This window comes from Massilia sp. BHUDP2, assembly GCF_046236355.1.
In the GTDB taxonomy this organism is placed as follows: domain Bacteria; phylum Pseudomonadota; class Gammaproteobacteria; order Burkholderiales; family Burkholderiaceae_D; genus Telluria; species Telluria varians.
Map to the genome: position 1 here is coordinate 135,096 of NZ_JBJUVW010000003.1, position 15,269 is coordinate 150,364.

Consider the following 15,269-nt stretch of genomic DNA (forward strand, 5'->3'; position numbering starts at 1 on the left):
GGGAACACGATGACGGAACAACTTGTATATCCCCTGCTGCTGATGCTTGCCAGCCTCGACAGCCCAGCCCAGGCCCAGCCCCGGGCGCCGGTCCAGGCCCAGACCCAGCAGCAGATCCCGCGCGCCTATCAGGGAGAATGGAACATGCGCGTGAAGGACTGCGGCACCTCGCGCAACGACTCCACGCTGCGCCTTCGCCCCGACAGCATCGCCTATTTCGAAAGCACGGGGCCGGTAAAGACCGCGGTCACACGCGGCAAGGAACTGGTCCTGGTCGCTGAACTGCAGGGTGAAGGTGAAACACGGCTGCATGCCGCGCACTTCCAGTTGTCGCGCAACGGACGTACGCTCACTGACGTCACGAGCACCCCGCCCCTGGTCCGCTACCGCTGTCCGGCGCGGCGCAACTAGGATTTCCGGAGTTCCGCCTGGCCGGCATGCTCGAGATGATGCAGGAAGGCGGTGGCGACTGGCGACAGCCTCTTCCCTTTCCGGTACAGCGTCCACCAGTTCGACTGCACGGGAAAGCCCTCGACCGGAAGCGTGACAAGCTGCTCTTCTTCTGGCCGCTCCCCCAGCGCATGCCGTGAAATGACACCCAGACCCAGGCTGGCCGCCACTGCCTGCTTGATCGCTTCGTTGCTGCCCAGCTCCATGCGTATGTCTGCCCGAAAACCCAGCGCCCTGAAATGCCTGTCACAGGCGAGCCGGGTGCCGGATCCTTTTTCACGGAGAATGAAGCGCAGCGGCCCCAGCTCGGCCAGTGCGATACGCTCGCGCCCGACCAGCGGATGCGACGCGGAAGCGATCACGTCGAGAGGGTTGGCCAGGAAGGCGTGGCGCTCGAGCTCCAGGTCGCTTGGTGGCATCGACATGATGTAGAGGTCGTCGAGATTCTCGTGCAGGCGCCTGAGCACACCGTCGCGGTTGAGCACTTCGAGCGCGATGTCGATGTCCGGAAAAGCGGCGCAGAAGGTCCCGAGAAGACGGGGCACGAAGTACTTCGCGGTACTGACCACCGACAGGCGCAGGCGCCCGCGCGTCATGCCCTTGATGCCGTCCATGTGCTGCTCGAAGGCGCTCCACTCGTCCATCATGGCGCGCGCCGTGCGCGCCAGGGCCTCCCCGGCCGCGGTCAGGTACAAGCGCTTGCCGACCTGCTCGTAGAGCGGCATGCCGATCCCCTCGGCCAGTTCGCGCAACTGCATCGACGCGGTCGGCTGGGTCACATGGCAGGCACGGGCGGCCGCCGTCACGCTCAAGTGTTCGGCAAAGGCAAGAAAGAGGCGCAGCTGGCGAAAGGTCGCGTTCATAGAGATTTATCTATACCACGCATCATAATAATCGATTTTTCTTTATTGCCGGCAGCGCTTAGGATGCAGGACCTTCTGTTGAGTCCGAACACATGAACAACTTCCTCGATCCTGCCATCCTGTTTTTCGCCTTCGGCATCCTGGCCGGCTGCGTGAAATCGAACCTCGAGATCCCCCAGCCTATCGCGCGCTTCCTGTCGCTCTACCTCCTGATGGCGCTCGGCCTGAAAGGCGGTTTCGCCCTCGCACAAACCGGCCTCACCGCGGAAGTCGTGGCCAGCCTGGGCGCCGCCGTGCTGCTGGCGGTTGCGATTCCGCTGGCCGCCTATCCCTTGCTGAAGCGCTTCGTGTCCGGTTTCGACGCGGCCGCGGTCGCGGCCACCTACGGGTCGGTCAGCGCGGTCACCTTCATCACGGCGACGCAATACCTGGACGTCCACGGGATCGCCTATGGCGGGCACATGGCGGCGGCAATGGCCCTGATGGAATCGCCCGCCATCGTGATCGCCGTGGTGCTGGCCAATTCCTTGCGCCAGGCCGGGGCAGTGCTGCCGGGTGCGAACGGCACGGCCACGCTGGGAGCGCCGGGCCCGCGCGTCGGCCTGGGGAAAATCCTGCACGAATCCTTTACCGACGGCACCCAGCTGCTGCTGATCGGCGCCATGGCCGTGGGCTTGCTCACGGGCGAGGCCGGCAAGGCGGCCATGGCGCCGTTCTCGATCGACCTGTTCAAGGGCATGCTGGCCTTCTTCCTGCTCGACATGGGCTTGCACACCGCACGCAACCTGGGCAAGCTGCGCGGCCAGTCGCGCTGGCTGCTGGCCTACGCGGCCGCTGCGCCGGTCGTGCATGCCAGCCTTGCCCTGGGCCTGGCGGCCCTGCTCGGCCTGTCGGCGGGCAACGCGACCCTGCTGATGGTGCTGGCCGGCAGCGCCTCGTACATCGCCGTCCCGGCAGCGCTGCGCTATGCGATCCCGGAAGCCAACCCCTCCGTGTACTTCAGCATGTCGCTCGGGGTCACCTTCCCCCTGAACATCCTGCTGGGCATTCCCGCCTATGCCTGGCTGGCCGGGGCGGTGCTGGGATAAGGCTCAGGAGAACAGGCTGGGCTTGGGGTCGGGCACAGGCTCCTCCTCGCCCTGCGGCAGATGGGGGTGGCCGGGTTGATGGTGCGGATGGGGCGTGTCAAACGGATCGGGCGCCGGTTCCTCGATCGGGGCCGGGTCCGGTGCGCGGTGCGCCTGTACAGGAAACCGGGCAGGAACATTCGCGAACAGCTCTGCATTCATGGCGGGAATCTCCTCGTCAAAGCGGAGCGGACACCTTACCATGATGGCCCGCAGGCCGCCGTTTGCTGCCTCTCGCGTGCGAGGCGGCTACAATGGCAGGCTTGAACCAACTCATCGCGCCATGCAAGAACTTTCGATCACCACTCTCGCCCTGCTCGTCCTGACCCCGCTGCTGGTCTGGCGCGTCTACAACCGCATCAAGGCCCGCATGGTCCGCCAGCGCTCGATCGTCTCGCGCCACTACACCGGGGTGCTGGTGTTCGGCGCCATGATCCTGGTGCCGCTGGCGCAGCTGTTCGACCGTCCGACCCACCTGGCTGCGCTGCTGGCCGGTGCAGCCTTCGGCCTCGGCTGGGGCCACTACGCCCTGAAGCGCACCCGCTTCGAGGACACCCCACAGGGCTACTACTTTACGCCCCCGGCGCAGCTGGGCATCCTGTTCGCGATGATCCTGGTGGCACGCATCCTCTACCTCGGGGTCGAGGTCTATGCCAACCAGGGCAAGGGAATCCCGGCGCCGAAGCTGACAGACGACATGCTGACCATGCTGTGCGTGGGGCTGACCGCGGGCTATTTCGGACGCTACTCGGCCGGCCTGCTGCTGTGGCGGCGCAAGCTGCGCAAGGCGATCGACGTCGAATGAAAAATGGGGCCATCGGCCCCATTCTTTTGAATATTGGGGTCAGGTCTGACATTTAGACACGAGCTCGAGCATTACTTCGATTGTATTGCTCAGTCCGTGTCCGAATGTCAGACCTGACCCCGGAGTTCCATTGGTTTTTACGCGGCCTTCGCCTCGTCCTTCCTTCTCTGCAGCACGAAGATCGGCTGCGCCCACTGCACGTCCTTCTTCTTCTTGCTGGTGATCAAGGTCAGCTCCGACGGGTCGTACACGTCGGTGTTGTGCGTCAGCGGCGTGGTCATCAGGTACTGGGCGTCGGTGTTCTTCAGGAACTCGCCGACCAGCTGGATGTTGCGGATGTCCAGGTGGGCGAACGGTTCGTCGATGAACACGAAGCCGCCCGAGCCTTCTTCCGACTTCAGCAGGCCGATCAAGAGCACCAGCGACTTCATCACCTGCTGGCCGCCGGAGGCCTCGCCGTCGTTCATGCCGATCTGGTCCTTGCCGTCGAACTTGAAGCGCACGTGCAGGCCGGCCTGGGCCAGCTGCACGTCGTCGTTCTCCAGGCGCACCGGATCGGCCTGGACGTCGATGCCCGCCAGCTCGCCCAGCTCCTTGATGTTCTTGGAGTAGGTCTTGATGGTGTAGCGCAGGCGCTCGATGTAGGCGCCGCGCGCGTTGGCGGTGGCCTCGATCGCGCGGTTGTTCTGGTAGCGACGTTCCTCGGTCTCGCTCTGGCGGCCCGACAGCTGGTCGTTCAGGCGCGCGTACTGGTCGATGACGGTGTTGTCCTGTTCCCAGTCGTCGCGCGCCAGGGCGTGCTCCAGCGAGGACAGGCGCAGGTTGACCTGGTGCGCGTTCTGGTGCTTGGCAACCAGGGCGCCGCGCCAGCCGGCGTTCTTCCAGTTCTTCGGCACGTCACGCCAGCCCTTGCGCAATGCAAGCAGGGCTTTCGCATGTTCAAGGCGCTGCTCGATGGTGCGGCGGTTGTTCAGGCGCATGCCCGCTTCCGCTTCGGACAGGGCCATGCGCGCGTTCTGCCACACGGTGTCGGCACGGGTGCGCGCCACCGTCGCGTTCTTGGTCAGCATCGACAGCTCGCCCAGGCGCGCGCCCACTTCCAGGCGCTCGGCCTTGAGCGGCTGCAGTGCGCGCGTGGCTTCCTCGAACTCGGCCTGGCGCGCCGCCAGTTCCTTGGCGGCGTCCACGCCGGCGATGCGGCCCTTCAGCGCGCCCACTTCGGCGGCCAGCTTGCTGATCGCCAGGGTCAGCGCGTCTTCCTGGGCTTCCAGGGCCGGGAGCGACTTCTGGATCGCTTCCAGGCGCTGGGTCTTGCCGGCCGAACCGAAGCGGTAGCGCGAAGGTTCCACGAACAGCGAGCGCCCGCCGCGGCGTTCGCGGTGGTAGGCGTCCGGGGTGATCCATTCGTCGCAATCCGACTTGAAGCCGGCGTCCACCGAATCGACGCGCTCGATGCGTTCCAGCTGGTCGATCAGCCAGCCCGGCGCCTTGCCGGAGAAGCGCACCACCGACAGCAGGCTGGCGTCCTTGACCACCGGCGCCTCGACGCAGTCGGGCACGATGAAGTGGCGATAGCGCTCCTTCTCGGCCAGGCGGTAGGCCGCCGGCGCATCCTTGGCTTTCTCGAGCAGCACCACCGAGGCGTAACCGCCCAGCACACCCTCGACCGCGCCCTGCCATTTCGGATCGGTGACTTCGACGATGTCCGACAGCATGGCGTGGGGGATGCCCTCGTCGCGCAGCGCACGGCGCATCTGGCGCTGGGCTTCCGGCTCCGGCATCGCGCTCTTGCCCTGCAGCGCCGAGATGGTGGCCAGCTCGCCGGCGATTTTTGCGGCGATGTTGTCGCGCTGCTGCTTTTGCTTGGCGAGTTCCGCTTCTTTTTCGTTCAGCTGGTTGGCGACTTCCGCCAGGTCGGCGCCCGCGTCCGCGGCCAGCTTCTGCAGGCGATCCTTCTGCTCGATCAGGCTTTCCAGCGGCTTGAGCTTCTGGTTGACTTGCGTGAGGCGGCTCGCCAGCTCGGTGGCTTCCTGCTCCAGCTGGGTTTCCTGCTTCTGCGCTTCCGTCAGGGCACGCTGCTGGGCTGCCAGCTGCTGGCGCTTCTCGGCCAGGATCGAATCGGCGGCAAGCAGCGGCTTGCGCGCTTCCTTGAGGTTGCGGCTGATGGTGGCGGCCTTCTCGCGCGCCTCGTGGTATTCGAGGGCCGGCAGCACGTCTTCCTGCAGCTCGCGCTTTTCCTTGTGCAGGTCTTCCCACTGGTGGTAGTTGGCCACGCGCAGGCGCAGGCCTTCCAGGTTGATGCGCGAGGTTTCCAGTTCGGCCTCGAAGCGCTTCAGTTCCGTCTCGGTGTCGCGCTGGTGGCGCTTGGCTTCGTCGTAGGCGTCCAGCACTTCCTTGTCGCCGAAGACCTGGAACACCAGGTCGAGCAGCTGGCGCGGCGCGTACTCGCACAGTTTATCGGTCTCGCCCTGCTCCAGCGCCAGCACCTTCGACATGGCCGGCGACAGGCCGGCCGAGGCCAGGCGCTTCTTGTAGTTCTCCACGCCCAGCCAGTCGGTGGCGTCGGTGACTTCCTCGATCTCGACGTTCCCCGGACGCATCAGGTACTGGCGCTTCCAGTCGCCGCCGTTCTTCTGCACCTGGCAGAACAGGGTCACCTCGTCGTCGGCGAAGAAACCGGAATGGCGGAACGGACGGTTCGACAGCTGGCGGCCGGACGGCTTGTTGTCGACCACGGCGCGCAGCCAGGCGCTCTGCTGGCCCGAGTGGCGCGCATAGTGTTTATAGGTGCGGCCCATCGAGCAGTCCAGGCCGAACAGGGTGCGCAGCGCGTCGAGCAGCGTGGTCTTGCCGGAACCGTTCTGGCCGGCGATCGTGATGATCTTGGCGTCCAGCGGGATGTTCTTGATCCGCTGCCAGTAATCCCAGTGGACCAGTTCGAGTGATTTGATGTGGAACATGGGCTATCTCAGTTCGGGCTCAGTTGGGTGGCATCGGTGGCGTCGCTTGCAGCGTCGGCCACTTCGTCGTTGGCGGCTTCGATCTTGCGCGGAGCCGCGGCCAGCGGCGCGCGCTTGAACACGTCGGCCAGGGCGCCGTTGATGATGCGTTCCTTCAGCAGGTCGGTGTCCATCATCAGGTCCAGCAGCGGGCCTTCCAGGATCACGTCGCCGCGGCGCTCGATGAAGCCGAGTTTGGAGAGCACGCCCAGGTTCATGTCCATGCGGGTCTTCTTGCCCAGCTTGTCGCCGAAGTCGGACAGCAGCGCGGTATACGAGATGCCGATCGAGGTATCCTCGGCGCGCGGAATCGGCGTGTCCTGTCCGAACATGTCGGTCTGGTCGTCCGCCACCGTGGTGTGGGTTTCCTGGCGCTCGCGCTTGGGCAGGATGATCTGCGCCCACAGCACCACCAGGAGGGCCACGCCGTCGCGGGTCAGGCCGAAGTTGTTGTTCTGCCAGATGTCCTTGGCGCCGAAGATCTTCGGCTCGACGTTGCGGTGCAGGGCGATCGTCACGTGGTCGGCGTAGACGTTGTCGAGCAGCTTGAGGCCGGATTCCAGCAGGCGCTTGTCGACTTCGATGCGGAAGGCTTCGTCCGACAGCGCGCGCTTGACCATCTTGTCGTCGCGGCGCAGGGTCTGGTGCGTCAGCAGGCGCGCGATCAGGATTTGTGCGTCGTCATTCATCGGGGTTACCGCTTTCAAGATTCAGTGAGAGGGAGGCGATCGACATCGCCGCCACTTCCGGGTCGTCGAGCTGGATCATCTCGTCCGTCGGTTCGAATTTCACGGGCAGGCGCGCCAGCTCGGCGGTCGCGCCCTGCAGGCTGGCCTCGGACGCATCGCCCAGCAGCGGCAGCAGCGAGGCGCGGTAGGACGCCACGGCGAAGCTGGCCGGCAGCAGCGACTCGTGCAGCGCCACCTTCTTCGGGCCGCTGTCCGAGAACTCGGGGAAGTTGCCGAGGTTGGCGAAGTCGGCCAGCTTGTTGATCCAGTCGTTCAGTTCGGCCTGCATCGCCGGGTTGTCGTTGACGGTCAAGGGCGCGTCGGTGCCGGTCGGCAGGCCCTTGGGGCCGGTCGAGACCACGCGCTCGAGCAGCAGCTCGGTCTCGGCCACGTCGATCATCTCGGCCGGAGTGCCGAACAGCGGCACCACCGGGCGGTCGATCGCCTCCTCGGCCAGGCTGGCCAGATCTTCGTGGGCCAGCAGCCAGCGTTTCACGTCGGTAGTCGACAGGCCGGACTGGCCCAGGTGCACGCGCTGGCGCTCGATCTGGTTCAGGGCGCGCGAGAACATGCCCTGCATGTTCAAGAGCGCGCTCTGGGCACGGCCGATGGCCTGCGCCGCCTTGTGGGTGGCCGAGTCGGCGGCCGGGTCCTGGGTAATCGCCCGCAGGATGACGGAACCCTTCTCGACCCAGTCGCAGGCCATGTGCCACTTCGCCTGCGAGGTGCGCAGACGGAATTCGGAACCGGAGGCGATGGCGTCGCGGAATTCCTCGGTCAGTTCCACCAGGCGGCCCAGCAGGTGGCGCAGCTGCTCCACAGTGACTCCGCCCACGGCCTGGGCGCCGGCCACCTGCGACAGCAGGAAGCCCATCTCGGCATCGTCTTCTTCCGGTTTGCCCAGCGCGATCAGGGTGTCGAGCGCGGACAGCACGTTGCGCGCCAGCGGCGTGATGCGGTAGACGGCGCTGGGGCCGTCCCAGGCCAGCAGGCCGTGGCCGCGCAGGCGGTTCAGCACCGTCTCCAGGCTTTCCGCGGTCAGGTAGGCCAGCTTGTTGTTGATGTCGGCGCGCGAAAAGCTTGACGCGCCGGTATCGCTGGCCAGCTCGCGCAGCACCAGCAGGCGCACCAGCACGCCGTCCTGGGTGCCGTGGAACAGCGCCGTGAAGGCCGACAGCATGGGCTGGGCGCGCTTGAGGTGGTAAACCTGCTCGATCTCGTCGGGCGCGACGCCGTTCTGGAAGTGCGCCTGCAGCGGGTCGTCTTCCAGCGGAGTCGAAAGGGATTCTACGGCGAGCGCCGCGCTGCCAAGGTGGTCGATCATATAAGTACCGTTCTCTGGCGCGGACAGGCTCAACCGGTCCGCGGGGGCGCCAGTATAACAGTTTAGGATCGGCAACTAGCTTCCGCGGGGGCCCCTGATTGCAGGAAAGACACACCCATCCATTGCCTTGAAAACAAGACAATATTGTGCTCTGTGAAATCCAGTTTACGGTTTTGTCACAGTTTTCAGGGTCTGTTCGATCTGTTCCTTGTCGCCATCGGCATAGCGCAGCTTGACCGGATACCACTCGTGCTGCGGCGTCAGCCAGACCTCCAGCACCTGATCCTTCTTGTCCGCCACCGGCTGGCGCGACACCAGCACGGCCTCGACCTCGCCCAGGCCGGTCTGCACTTTCTCGCGCTTGATCACCTTGAACACCCAGGTTTCCGCATCGCGGCGGCCGGCCACGAAAAAGGGCCATTCGCTGCCCGGCTTGAAGCGCTCGCCGGCGCCGCGCGCCACGGCGGCCAGCTGCCAGGTGATCGACACCCGGTCCTGTTCGCCGCCCTTGAGCGGATAGACCTGCTTGCTTTCGCTGAAGCGCAGCGCGCGCGCTTCGCGGTCGAAGGTGGCCGTGGTCGGTTCCTTGCGCATGCGCTTTTCGGTGAATTCGGCGGGGGCCAGGCCGAAGGCGTCGATCGTGCCGCTGCTGCGGTCGTGGGTGATGGTGCCCAGCACCGGCACCTTCGATTCGGCGCTCACGGCGTATTTGCCGTCTCCGGCGCGCCAGGTGACGATGGCCTCGCCCTTCAGGCCGAAGCCGCGCTGGCGGGCCTGCAGTTCATAGTGCAGGTCGGCCGAGGGCGGCAGTTCGAACTTGCGCTTGATGGCGGCCGGGGCATCCTGTGCGCCGGCAGTGCCCAGGGTGAGCGCCAGCAGCAGGCCGCAGCCGGCGTATCGTACGGCAGAGTGTTGCATATCTAGAATCCTGGTTGGGTCATGGCGATGTCGTTCGCCGTTTGTGTGGTTACCGCGCCGTTGGCTTCGCTGCTGCGGATCTGTACCGGCAGCCAGCCATGCGCGGGCGAGAGCCAGATGTCCAGCCGCGATTTGTACGAACCCGGCTTCGGCGGGCGCGTGATGCGCACGGTCTGCAGGCGGCCGAGCGGGGTGTCGATTTCCTCCGGTCCCACGACCTTGAAGGTGTACACGGCGCCCCAGCGCTCTTCGCCGACAAAGATGTCGATGTCGCCGCTGAGCTGGGCCTGGTCGCCGCGCGCGATGGCCGCCAGCTGCAGCGGCACCGTGGCCTTGTCCTGCGCCCCGGGCTGCAAGGCGTAGTTACCCTCCGAGGCCGAGAACGTCAGCTTGTTGCCGGGCCAGTCGAAATGGGTCGCGGTGAGCGAACGGCCGCGGCGCTTTTCCGTCATTTTCACCGGCGCCAGGCCCGTGTTGCCGAGGTGGCCTTCGCTGGTGAGCACCGCCAGGTTCACCCGTGCGAACACGATCTTGATGCCGGCCTCGAAGCGCATCCGGTAAGACTGGTCGTTGCGCTTCCAGGACAGCAGGGCCTGGCCGCTCCATGTCGTGCCGTCGGCATCGGTGCGCGCCACCTTGTAGCTGAGCTCGGCCGGCGGCGGCACGTCCACCTTGTAGCGGCGCACCGTGTGCACGATGGGCGCCGGGCCGGGGTCGGGTTCGGCCGGAGCGGGTTCGGCGGCAGCAGCGACCTGCGGCGCCGGAGCGGGCTCGGCGGGAAGCGTGGTCGCCTGCGCCGGTGGACCGGGTCGCACCGGCTCGCCCACCACGTCCTCCGTCACCGTAATCGTGGGCAGCGGTACGAAGTCCGGCAGGGGCGGCTGCATCAGCTTCGGCGACGGCGGCGGCACGGGCTCGGCCACCGGCGTTTCAAACGGCGCCGGCGGCAGCAGCTGCGCCAGCGTGATCGCAGCTTCGCCCTCACGTCCCGGCAGCGCGATGCCCTGCGTGCCCGCGGTGAGCCAGCCCAGCACCAGCCAGTGCAGCAGCACGATGAGCGTGCCCAGCACCAGGGCGCGCAGCCGCTGAGGAGGAAAAGCGGAACTCATGCCGCTAGTGTAGCCTGAGCGCAGCCGGGGTGCAGGGGCGCGGCACATTGGGCCCTTTGGCGTACCGGCTTTGTCGCGTGTTATTTATCTGCTACGCTTAGGTGTCCAAACCAGGAGAAAACGATGCTCAAGCCGCCCAATGCTGCCGGAATGCCCGATACGCTCGAATTCGTGAAAAACCTCTGGGGAAGCATGAACATCCCCGGCGTCGGCATGCCGGGCATGACCGGCTCCAGCCTGTCCGTGGACGAACTGGACAAGAAGATCGCCGACCTCAAGGCAGTCGAATCCTGGCTCAACCTGAACCTGGGCATGCTGCGCGGAACCATCCAGGCGCTCGAAGTCCAGCGCGGCACCCTTGCCACCCTGAAAGCCATGGGCGACAGCATGGCGCAGGCCATGCAGCGCGCCGGCAGCGACCCGGCCATGGCGGCGCCCTTCACGCAGTTCTTTGCGCAGCAGGCCGCCGGCGCCCCGACACCTCTCCCGCCGCCGGCGCCTGAGCCGAAGGCCGACGCTTCTTCCGGCCAGGCGGAATCGGCAGCCCAGTCGGCCGCGAACAGCGCCATGCCGGCTGCGGTCGCGTGGTGGAATTTGTTGCAAGATCAATTCCGCCAGGCAGTCAGCAGCGCCATGCCGGCGGCCGGCGCCACGCCGGAAGCGCCTGCCGGCGGCAACGATGGCGCGGCAAAGCCGCCTCCGGCCGAGCCGAAAGCGCGCGGCGGATCGCCGCTGGACGTGTCCAGCGGCGCGGAGCCGTCGGCGCCTGCCAGCGCGGGCGGTTCCGGCCGGGTGGGCCGCAATCCGCGCGTAAAAACCGACAAAGGCTGAGATGGATGTCAGCGGCGGCTGCCTGTGCGGCGACGTGCGGCTGCTGGCCTCGGGGCGGCCGCACCGGGTCGGCCTGTGCCACTGCCTCGACTGCCGCAAGCACCACGGCGCCCTGTTCTACGCCGCCGCGATCTACCCGCAGGATGCGGTAAGGGTCAGCGGCGACACCCGCGATTATTGCGGCCGCCACTTCTGCCCGCGCTGCGGGTCCTCGGTGTTCGCGCGCAGCGGGGACGAGATCGAGGTGCACCTGGGCACGCTCGATGCGCCGGACCAGTTCATGCCGACCTACGAGAACTGGACCGTGCGGCGCGAATCCTGGTTGCCGCCGTTTCCGCTCGACAAACACTACCTGCGCAATCGCGAAGCTTCCGGCCCTGTGGAGGACTCCCTCAACGATCCTTCAGGCGCGTGAGGCCGGCAGAAATCCATACCACTGCAGCCAGGACGGAAATGATGGTCGGAAACAGGAGCGGCACGGCGAGTTCGGGCCTCATCTCGACGATATAGGCGCATCCGGCGCTCACGGCCACGGGAAGGAGCAGCCGCGGCGCCGCATAGCGGTTGATGCGGACGGTCGATGCCTGCCCATCGTAGTCGACGAAATTCAGGAGCCTGCGCTTCGGTACGAAGTAGAGCAAGGCGGCGATGCCCAAGAAGAGCACGCCGATCAACAGGTAGATGTTGGCCATGAGCTTTCCATATTGCACATCATTGCTTTACCATAAGCAAGATTACCAGACTTACCGGAGGGCGCACTCTTGATCTATTCGGTAGCGTCCGCTTACCTGGCGTGCTGAACTGGACTCAGCGGGACCGCTTTCCGATCCCGCCCCTCATCAAGAGGAGTGTCCGTGTCCTCGTTCGACCCAGCCAGCCTGGTCCCGGCGCAAATCGCCGACCTGCGCCGCAAACTGGAAGCGGCCGGCTGCCGCCCGCCGGCCCATGCTTGCACGCTGGGTGAGCTGGCCGAGGCGATCGTCGAATTCCGCCGGCGCGAAGGCATCGCCGGACGCGGCGTGCTCGACGACGCAACCCTGCAGCGCCTCGACGAAGTCAGCGGCGCGACCTTCCAGGACGTCTTCCGCGACGAACTCGAGCTGCTGCACCCGGACCCCGACGCCGCACCAGGCGCCGACCTTGCCGCCCGCGCCCACAAGGCCGGGATGGTCGGGCTGGCGCTGTCCGGCGGCGGCGTGCGCAGCGCCACCTTCGGCCTCGGCGTGCTGCAGGCACTGGCGAACCAGCGGCTGTTGCGCCACCTCGACTACCTGTCGACCGTGTCCGGCGGCGGCTTCATCGGCGGCTGGCTGTCCAAGTGCATCCACGAACAGGGCGGCGACGTGCGCCTGGTCGAGGAGATGCTGGCGCCAGGGGGGACACATGCAGCCGGGCGCGCCGAGGCGCCGGCGATCCGCTTCCTGCGCCAGTACTGCAACTACCTGTCGCCGCGCGGCGGCATGTTCAGCGCCGACACCTGGACCCTGATCGGCACCTATGCCCGCAACACCGGCCTGAACCTGACGATGCTGGTGGCCTGGCTGTGCGCCCTGCTCCTGCTGCCGCGCGCCGCCGTGTGGGCCGTGCACCGCATCGTCGACCCCGGCGGACCCTGGGCCGTGTATGCCGACCTGTCCTGGATGGCCGGTGTGCTGCTGTTCCTGTTCGCCGTGTTCTGCATCGCCCTGAGCGTCTCCAGCAAGCCGACCGGCTCGCGCGGGCGGCGCCGCTTTCCGCTGTCCCAGGGCGCAGTGCTGTGGTGGATCAACCTGCCGCTGCTGCTGGCGGGCTTCCTCGGCAGCCTGGGCCTGTGGCGGCACGGCGGCGAGACGCCCTTCTGGGAATGGACCGCGCTGCCGGCGCAGCTGGCGGGACGCGCCCACTGGCTGCTGGCGCCCGGCTTCGCCTACTTCGTGGTGTGGGCCTGCGGCTGGTACCTGGCGCACGACCGCACCAGCATCTACCGGCGCGCCGGCTACGTGGTCTGCGGCGCGTCGTTCGTGGCCGTGCTGGCGGTGCTGTGCGCGGCGGCGCGCGCCTTCGCCCCCGAAACGATGATGCGCTTCATGGCACGCGAGACCTGCGACCTGCTGGTCAACGGCCTGCTGGCCTTGTTCGTGGTGCTGCTCACGGTGGCCACCGCCCTCGCCGTGGTGCCGCGCCTGCTGCATCCGCATCCGCCATCGGCCGACCTGACGCGCGCCGAGATGTTCGAGGGCCTGTCGCACCTGGCCTGCGCCCTCGGCGCCCTCGGGATCGGCACCTTGCTGCTGCTGGCCGGGCTGTCGATGCTGCCCGACCCGAAGACGCACCCGGTGCTGAACAACGCGATCGCCCTCACCACCTTCGGGATGCCGCTGATGATGGCGCTGTTCGCCGGCACCATGACGCTGATGATCGGCCTGATCGGCCGCATGTACAGCGACGCCAGCCGCGAATGGTGGAGCCGCCAGGGCGCCTGGACCTGGATCTTCGCGCTCGCCTGGGTCTCGATGTTCGGCGTCTCCTTCTTCCTGGCCCCCTTGCTGCACTGGGCCTGGCTGACCCAGAACGTGTGGTCGCACATCACCACCGCGACCGGCTGGCTGCTCGTGACCTGGTTCGGACTGAAGGCCGGCAGCGGCAGCCGGACCGGCACCTGGGCCGGCAGCCTGCGCGCCGGCGACACGCGCTTCGAGGTGGCGGCGCGGATCGCGCCCTACGTGTTCACCGCCGGCGTGTTCGCCCTGCTGAGCGCACTGGTGCAGGCGGCGGTGGCGCCGCCGCGCATCGCCTGCCCCGAACCGATCACGCTGACCTGCGCCTATGGCGCCCATACCAGCGCCACCCTGGCCACCAGCGGCAGCCGGCTGGCCTGGGCCTTCGCGATCTTCCTGGGCGCCGCGCTGCTGCTCGGCTGGCGCGTCGACATCAACAAGTTCTCGCTCTACATGCTGTACCGGAACCGCCTGGTGCGCGCCTACTTCGGCGCCAGCAGCCGCGCGCGCAAGCCCCACCCCTTCACCGGCTTCGATCCCGGCGACGACCCGCTGCTGGCCGACCTGAAGCAGCAGCGCCCCTGCCACATCATCAATACCTCGCTCAACCTGGTCGGCGGCGAGGAGCTGGCCTGGCGCACCCGCAAGGCGGCCTCGTTCACCTTCACGCCGCGCTACTGCGGCTTCGAGCTGCCGGCCGGATCGGTGGGAAGCGCCGCGGTGCACGGCGTGGCCGGCAGCGCGCAGTCCCTGGACGCCGCGCGCGGCTGCTACCGCCCTACCGGCGCCTACGGCGCGCGCTCGGGCGCCGGGGCCGACGACGATGCCGGCGTGCGGCTCGGGATGGTGGTTGCGGTCTCCGGCGCGGCGGCCAGCCCGAACATGGGCGCGCACTCCTCGCCGCCGCTGAACTTCCTGATGACGATGTTCAACGTGCGCCTGGGCCGCTGGTGTCCCAACCCGCGCAAGGCGGCCTGGCAGCAGTCCTCGCCGCGCCTGGGTTTGTTCAGCCTGCTGGCCGAGCTGTTCGGCCTGACCAATGCCGACGCCACCTACGTCTACCTGTCCGACGGCGGGCATTTCGACAACCTCGGCATCTACGAACTGGTGCGGCGGCGCTGCCGCCTGATCATCGCGGTGGACGTGGCCAGCGACGGGGCGCTGGCCTTCGCGGACCTCGGCAATGCGATCCGCAAGGTCGGCACCGACCTGCACGTGCGCATCGACCTCGACGTCTCGAAACTGGCGCAGCTGGACGGCGGCCTGTGCGGCGCCAGCTGCGCGGTCGGCACGGTGCGCTACAGCCAGGTGGACCAGGGCGGCGTGGACGGCACGCTGCTGTACATCAAGCCGGCCATCGTCGGCCGCGAGAACGCCGACCTGCTCAATTACCGCAAGGTGCACCCCGCCTATCCGCACGAGAGCTCGGTGGACCAGTGGTTCGACGAGACCCAGTTCGAGAGCTACCGGGCGCTGGGGCAGTACATCGGCGAGTGCGCGCTGGACGGCGCGGTGGAGGCGGCGCGCACGCGCGACGGCGGGCTCGACGTGGCGGTGTTGTGCGCGGAGCTGGCGCGGCGGCACGGCAATGCCGCGCAGGGACAGCGTTGCGAAGACGTGCGGGGAAGCTGGCGCTGA

Annotated in this window: 14 protein-coding genes; 6 read left to right on the plus strand and 8 right to left on the minus strand. The window is 67.3% G+C overall.

All coding sequences use genetic code 11. From position 1 onward, the window contains the following. The first annotated feature begins 9 nt into the window (after positions 1-9). The gene (locus tag ACK6C6_RS17375) at positions 10-411 is read left to right on the plus strand and encodes a hypothetical protein (protein ID WP_209589227.1); all 402 of its coding nucleotides are present in this window, start codon (positions 10-12) and stop codon (positions 409-411) included. On the opposite strand, the gene ACK6C6_RS17380 is transcribed toward ACK6C6_RS17375, so the two are convergent. After that, positions 408-1,313, minus strand: coding sequence for a LysR family transcriptional regulator (locus tag ACK6C6_RS17380; protein ID WP_409268438.1), 906 nt, complete (start codon positions 1,311-1,313; stop codon positions 408-410). The two genes, ACK6C6_RS17375 and ACK6C6_RS17380, sit on opposite strands and share 4 nt — an antisense overlap. Positions 1,314-1,405: 92 nt before the next feature. Here ACK6C6_RS17380 and ACK6C6_RS17385 point away from each other — a divergent pair, with 92 nt between their 5' ends. Next, a complete protein-coding gene (locus tag ACK6C6_RS17385) occupies positions 1,406-2,401 on the plus strand; it encodes a sodium-dependent bicarbonate transport family permease (RefSeq protein ID WP_409268440.1) in 996 nt (331 codons plus the stop codon). Between the two features lie 3 nt (positions 2,402-2,404). Here ACK6C6_RS17385 and ACK6C6_RS17390 read toward each other — a convergent pair whose 3' ends face one another. Further along, positions 2,405-2,602: a hypothetical protein gene (locus ACK6C6_RS17390; protein ID WP_051996322.1), complete on the minus strand. Its 198-nt coding sequence runs from the start codon at positions 2,600-2,602 to the stop codon at positions 2,405-2,407. Positions 2,603-2,723: 121 nt separating this feature from the next. Here ACK6C6_RS17390 and ACK6C6_RS17395 point away from each other — a divergent pair, with 121 nt between their 5' ends. Continuing rightward, positions 2,724-3,245, plus strand: coding sequence for a hypothetical protein (locus ACK6C6_RS17395; protein WP_409268441.1), 522 nt, complete (start codon positions 2,724-2,726; stop codon positions 3,243-3,245). A 137-nt stretch (positions 3,246-3,382) separates the two neighbouring features. Here ACK6C6_RS17395 and ACK6C6_RS17400 read toward each other — a convergent pair whose 3' ends face one another. From ACK6C6_RS17400 to ACK6C6_RS17420, 5 genes are all read right to left on the minus strand, one after another. Beyond that, positions 3,383-6,205: an ATP-binding protein gene (locus ACK6C6_RS17400; protein ID WP_209589222.1), complete on the minus strand. Its 2,823-nt coding sequence runs from the start codon at positions 6,203-6,205 to the stop codon at positions 3,383-3,385. 8 nt (positions 6,206-6,213) lie between these two features. Continuing rightward, a complete protein-coding gene (locus tag ACK6C6_RS17405) occupies positions 6,214-6,933 on the minus strand; it encodes a hypothetical protein (protein ID WP_292044294.1) in 720 nt (239 codons plus the stop codon). Beyond that, complete coding sequence (locus ACK6C6_RS17410) at positions 6,926-8,296, minus strand: hypothetical protein (protein ID WP_209589220.1); 1,371 nt, start codon at positions 8,294-8,296, stop codon at positions 6,926-6,928. Before ACK6C6_RS17410 ends, ACK6C6_RS17405 begins: the two co-directional genes overlap by 8 nt. Positions 8,297-8,461: 165 nt before the next feature. Then, positions 8,462-9,214: a DUF3108 domain-containing protein gene (locus ACK6C6_RS17415; protein WP_409268444.1), complete on the minus strand. Its 753-nt coding sequence runs from the start codon at positions 9,212-9,214 to the stop codon at positions 8,462-8,464. Positions 9,215-9,216: 2 nt separating this feature from the next. After that, a complete protein-coding gene (locus ACK6C6_RS17420; protein WP_409268445.1) occupies positions 9,217-10,323 on the minus strand; it encodes a DUF3108 domain-containing protein in 1,107 nt (368 codons plus the stop codon). Between the two features lie 123 nt (positions 10,324-10,446). Here ACK6C6_RS17420 and ACK6C6_RS17425 point away from each other — a divergent pair, with 123 nt between their 5' ends. Then, on the plus strand, positions 10,447-11,154 hold the full coding sequence (locus tag ACK6C6_RS17425) for a PhaM family polyhydroxyalkanoate granule multifunctional regulatory protein (protein WP_409268446.1): 708 nt from the start codon (positions 10,447-10,449) through the stop codon (positions 11,152-11,154). Between the two features lies 1 nt (position 11,155). Next, positions 11,156-11,569, plus strand: coding sequence for a GFA family protein (locus ACK6C6_RS17430; protein ID WP_409268448.1), 414 nt, complete (start codon positions 11,156-11,158; stop codon positions 11,567-11,569). On the opposite strand, the gene ACK6C6_RS17435 is transcribed toward ACK6C6_RS17430, so the two are convergent. Further along, positions 11,547-11,846: a hypothetical protein gene (locus ACK6C6_RS17435; protein WP_409268449.1), complete on the minus strand. Its 300-nt coding sequence runs from the start codon at positions 11,844-11,846 to the stop codon at positions 11,547-11,549. The genes ACK6C6_RS17430 and ACK6C6_RS17435 overlap by 23 nt on opposite strands. Positions 11,847-12,008: 162 nt before the next feature. Here ACK6C6_RS17435 and ACK6C6_RS17440 point away from each other — a divergent pair, with 162 nt between their 5' ends. Beyond that, a complete protein-coding gene (locus ACK6C6_RS17440) occupies positions 12,009-15,269 on the plus strand; it encodes a patatin-like phospholipase family protein (RefSeq protein ID WP_409268450.1) in 3,261 nt (1,086 codons plus the stop codon).

What these genes read in the sequence shown, in the direction of transcription:
- ACK6C6_RS17435 (WP_409268449.1), bottom strand. Translation starts at nt 11,846, where the DNA reads ATGGCCAACATCTACCTGTTGATCGGCGTGCTCTTCTTGGGCATCGCC.
- ACK6C6_RS17420 (WP_409268445.1), bottom strand. Translation starts at nt 10,323, where the DNA reads ATGAGTTCCGCTTTTCCTCCTCAGCGGCTGCGCGCCCTGGTGCTGGGC.
- ACK6C6_RS17425 (WP_409268446.1), top strand. Translation starts at nt 10,447, where the DNA reads ATGCTCAAGCCGCCCAATGCTGCCGGAATGCCCGATACGCTCGAATTC.
- ACK6C6_RS17415 (WP_409268444.1), bottom strand. Translation starts at nt 9,214, where the DNA reads ATGCAACACTCTGCCGTACGATACGCCGGCTGCGGCCTGCTGCTGGCG.
- ACK6C6_RS17395 (WP_409268441.1), top strand. Translation starts at nt 2,724, where the DNA reads ATGCAAGAACTTTCGATCACCACTCTCGCCCTGCTCGTCCTGACCCCG.
- ACK6C6_RS17430 (WP_409268448.1), top strand. Translation starts at nt 11,156, where the DNA reads ATGGATGTCAGCGGCGGCTGCCTGTGCGGCGACGTGCGGCTGCTGGCC.
- ACK6C6_RS17375 (WP_209589227.1), top strand. Translation starts at nt 10, where the DNA reads ATGACGGAACAACTTGTATATCCCCTGCTGCTGATGCTTGCCAGCCTC.
- ACK6C6_RS17405 (WP_292044294.1), bottom strand. Translation starts at nt 6,933, where the DNA reads ATGAATGACGACGCACAAATCCTGATCGCGCGCCTGCTGACGCACCAG.
- ACK6C6_RS17380 (WP_409268438.1), bottom strand. Translation starts at nt 1,313, where the DNA reads ATGAACGCGACCTTTCGCCAGCTGCGCCTCTTTCTTGCCTTTGCCGAA.
- ACK6C6_RS17385 (WP_409268440.1), top strand. Translation starts at nt 1,406, where the DNA reads ATGAACAACTTCCTCGATCCTGCCATCCTGTTTTTCGCCTTCGGCATC.
- ACK6C6_RS17400 (WP_209589222.1), bottom strand. Translation starts at nt 6,205, where the DNA reads ATGTTCCACATCAAATCACTCGAACTGGTCCACTGGGATTACTGGCAG.
- ACK6C6_RS17390 (WP_051996322.1), bottom strand. Translation starts at nt 2,602, where the DNA reads ATGAATGCAGAGCTGTTCGCGAATGTTCCTGCCCGGTTTCCTGTACAG.
- ACK6C6_RS17410 (WP_209589220.1), bottom strand. Translation starts at nt 8,296, where the DNA reads ATGATCGACCACCTTGGCAGCGCGGCGCTCGCCGTAGAATCCCTTTCG.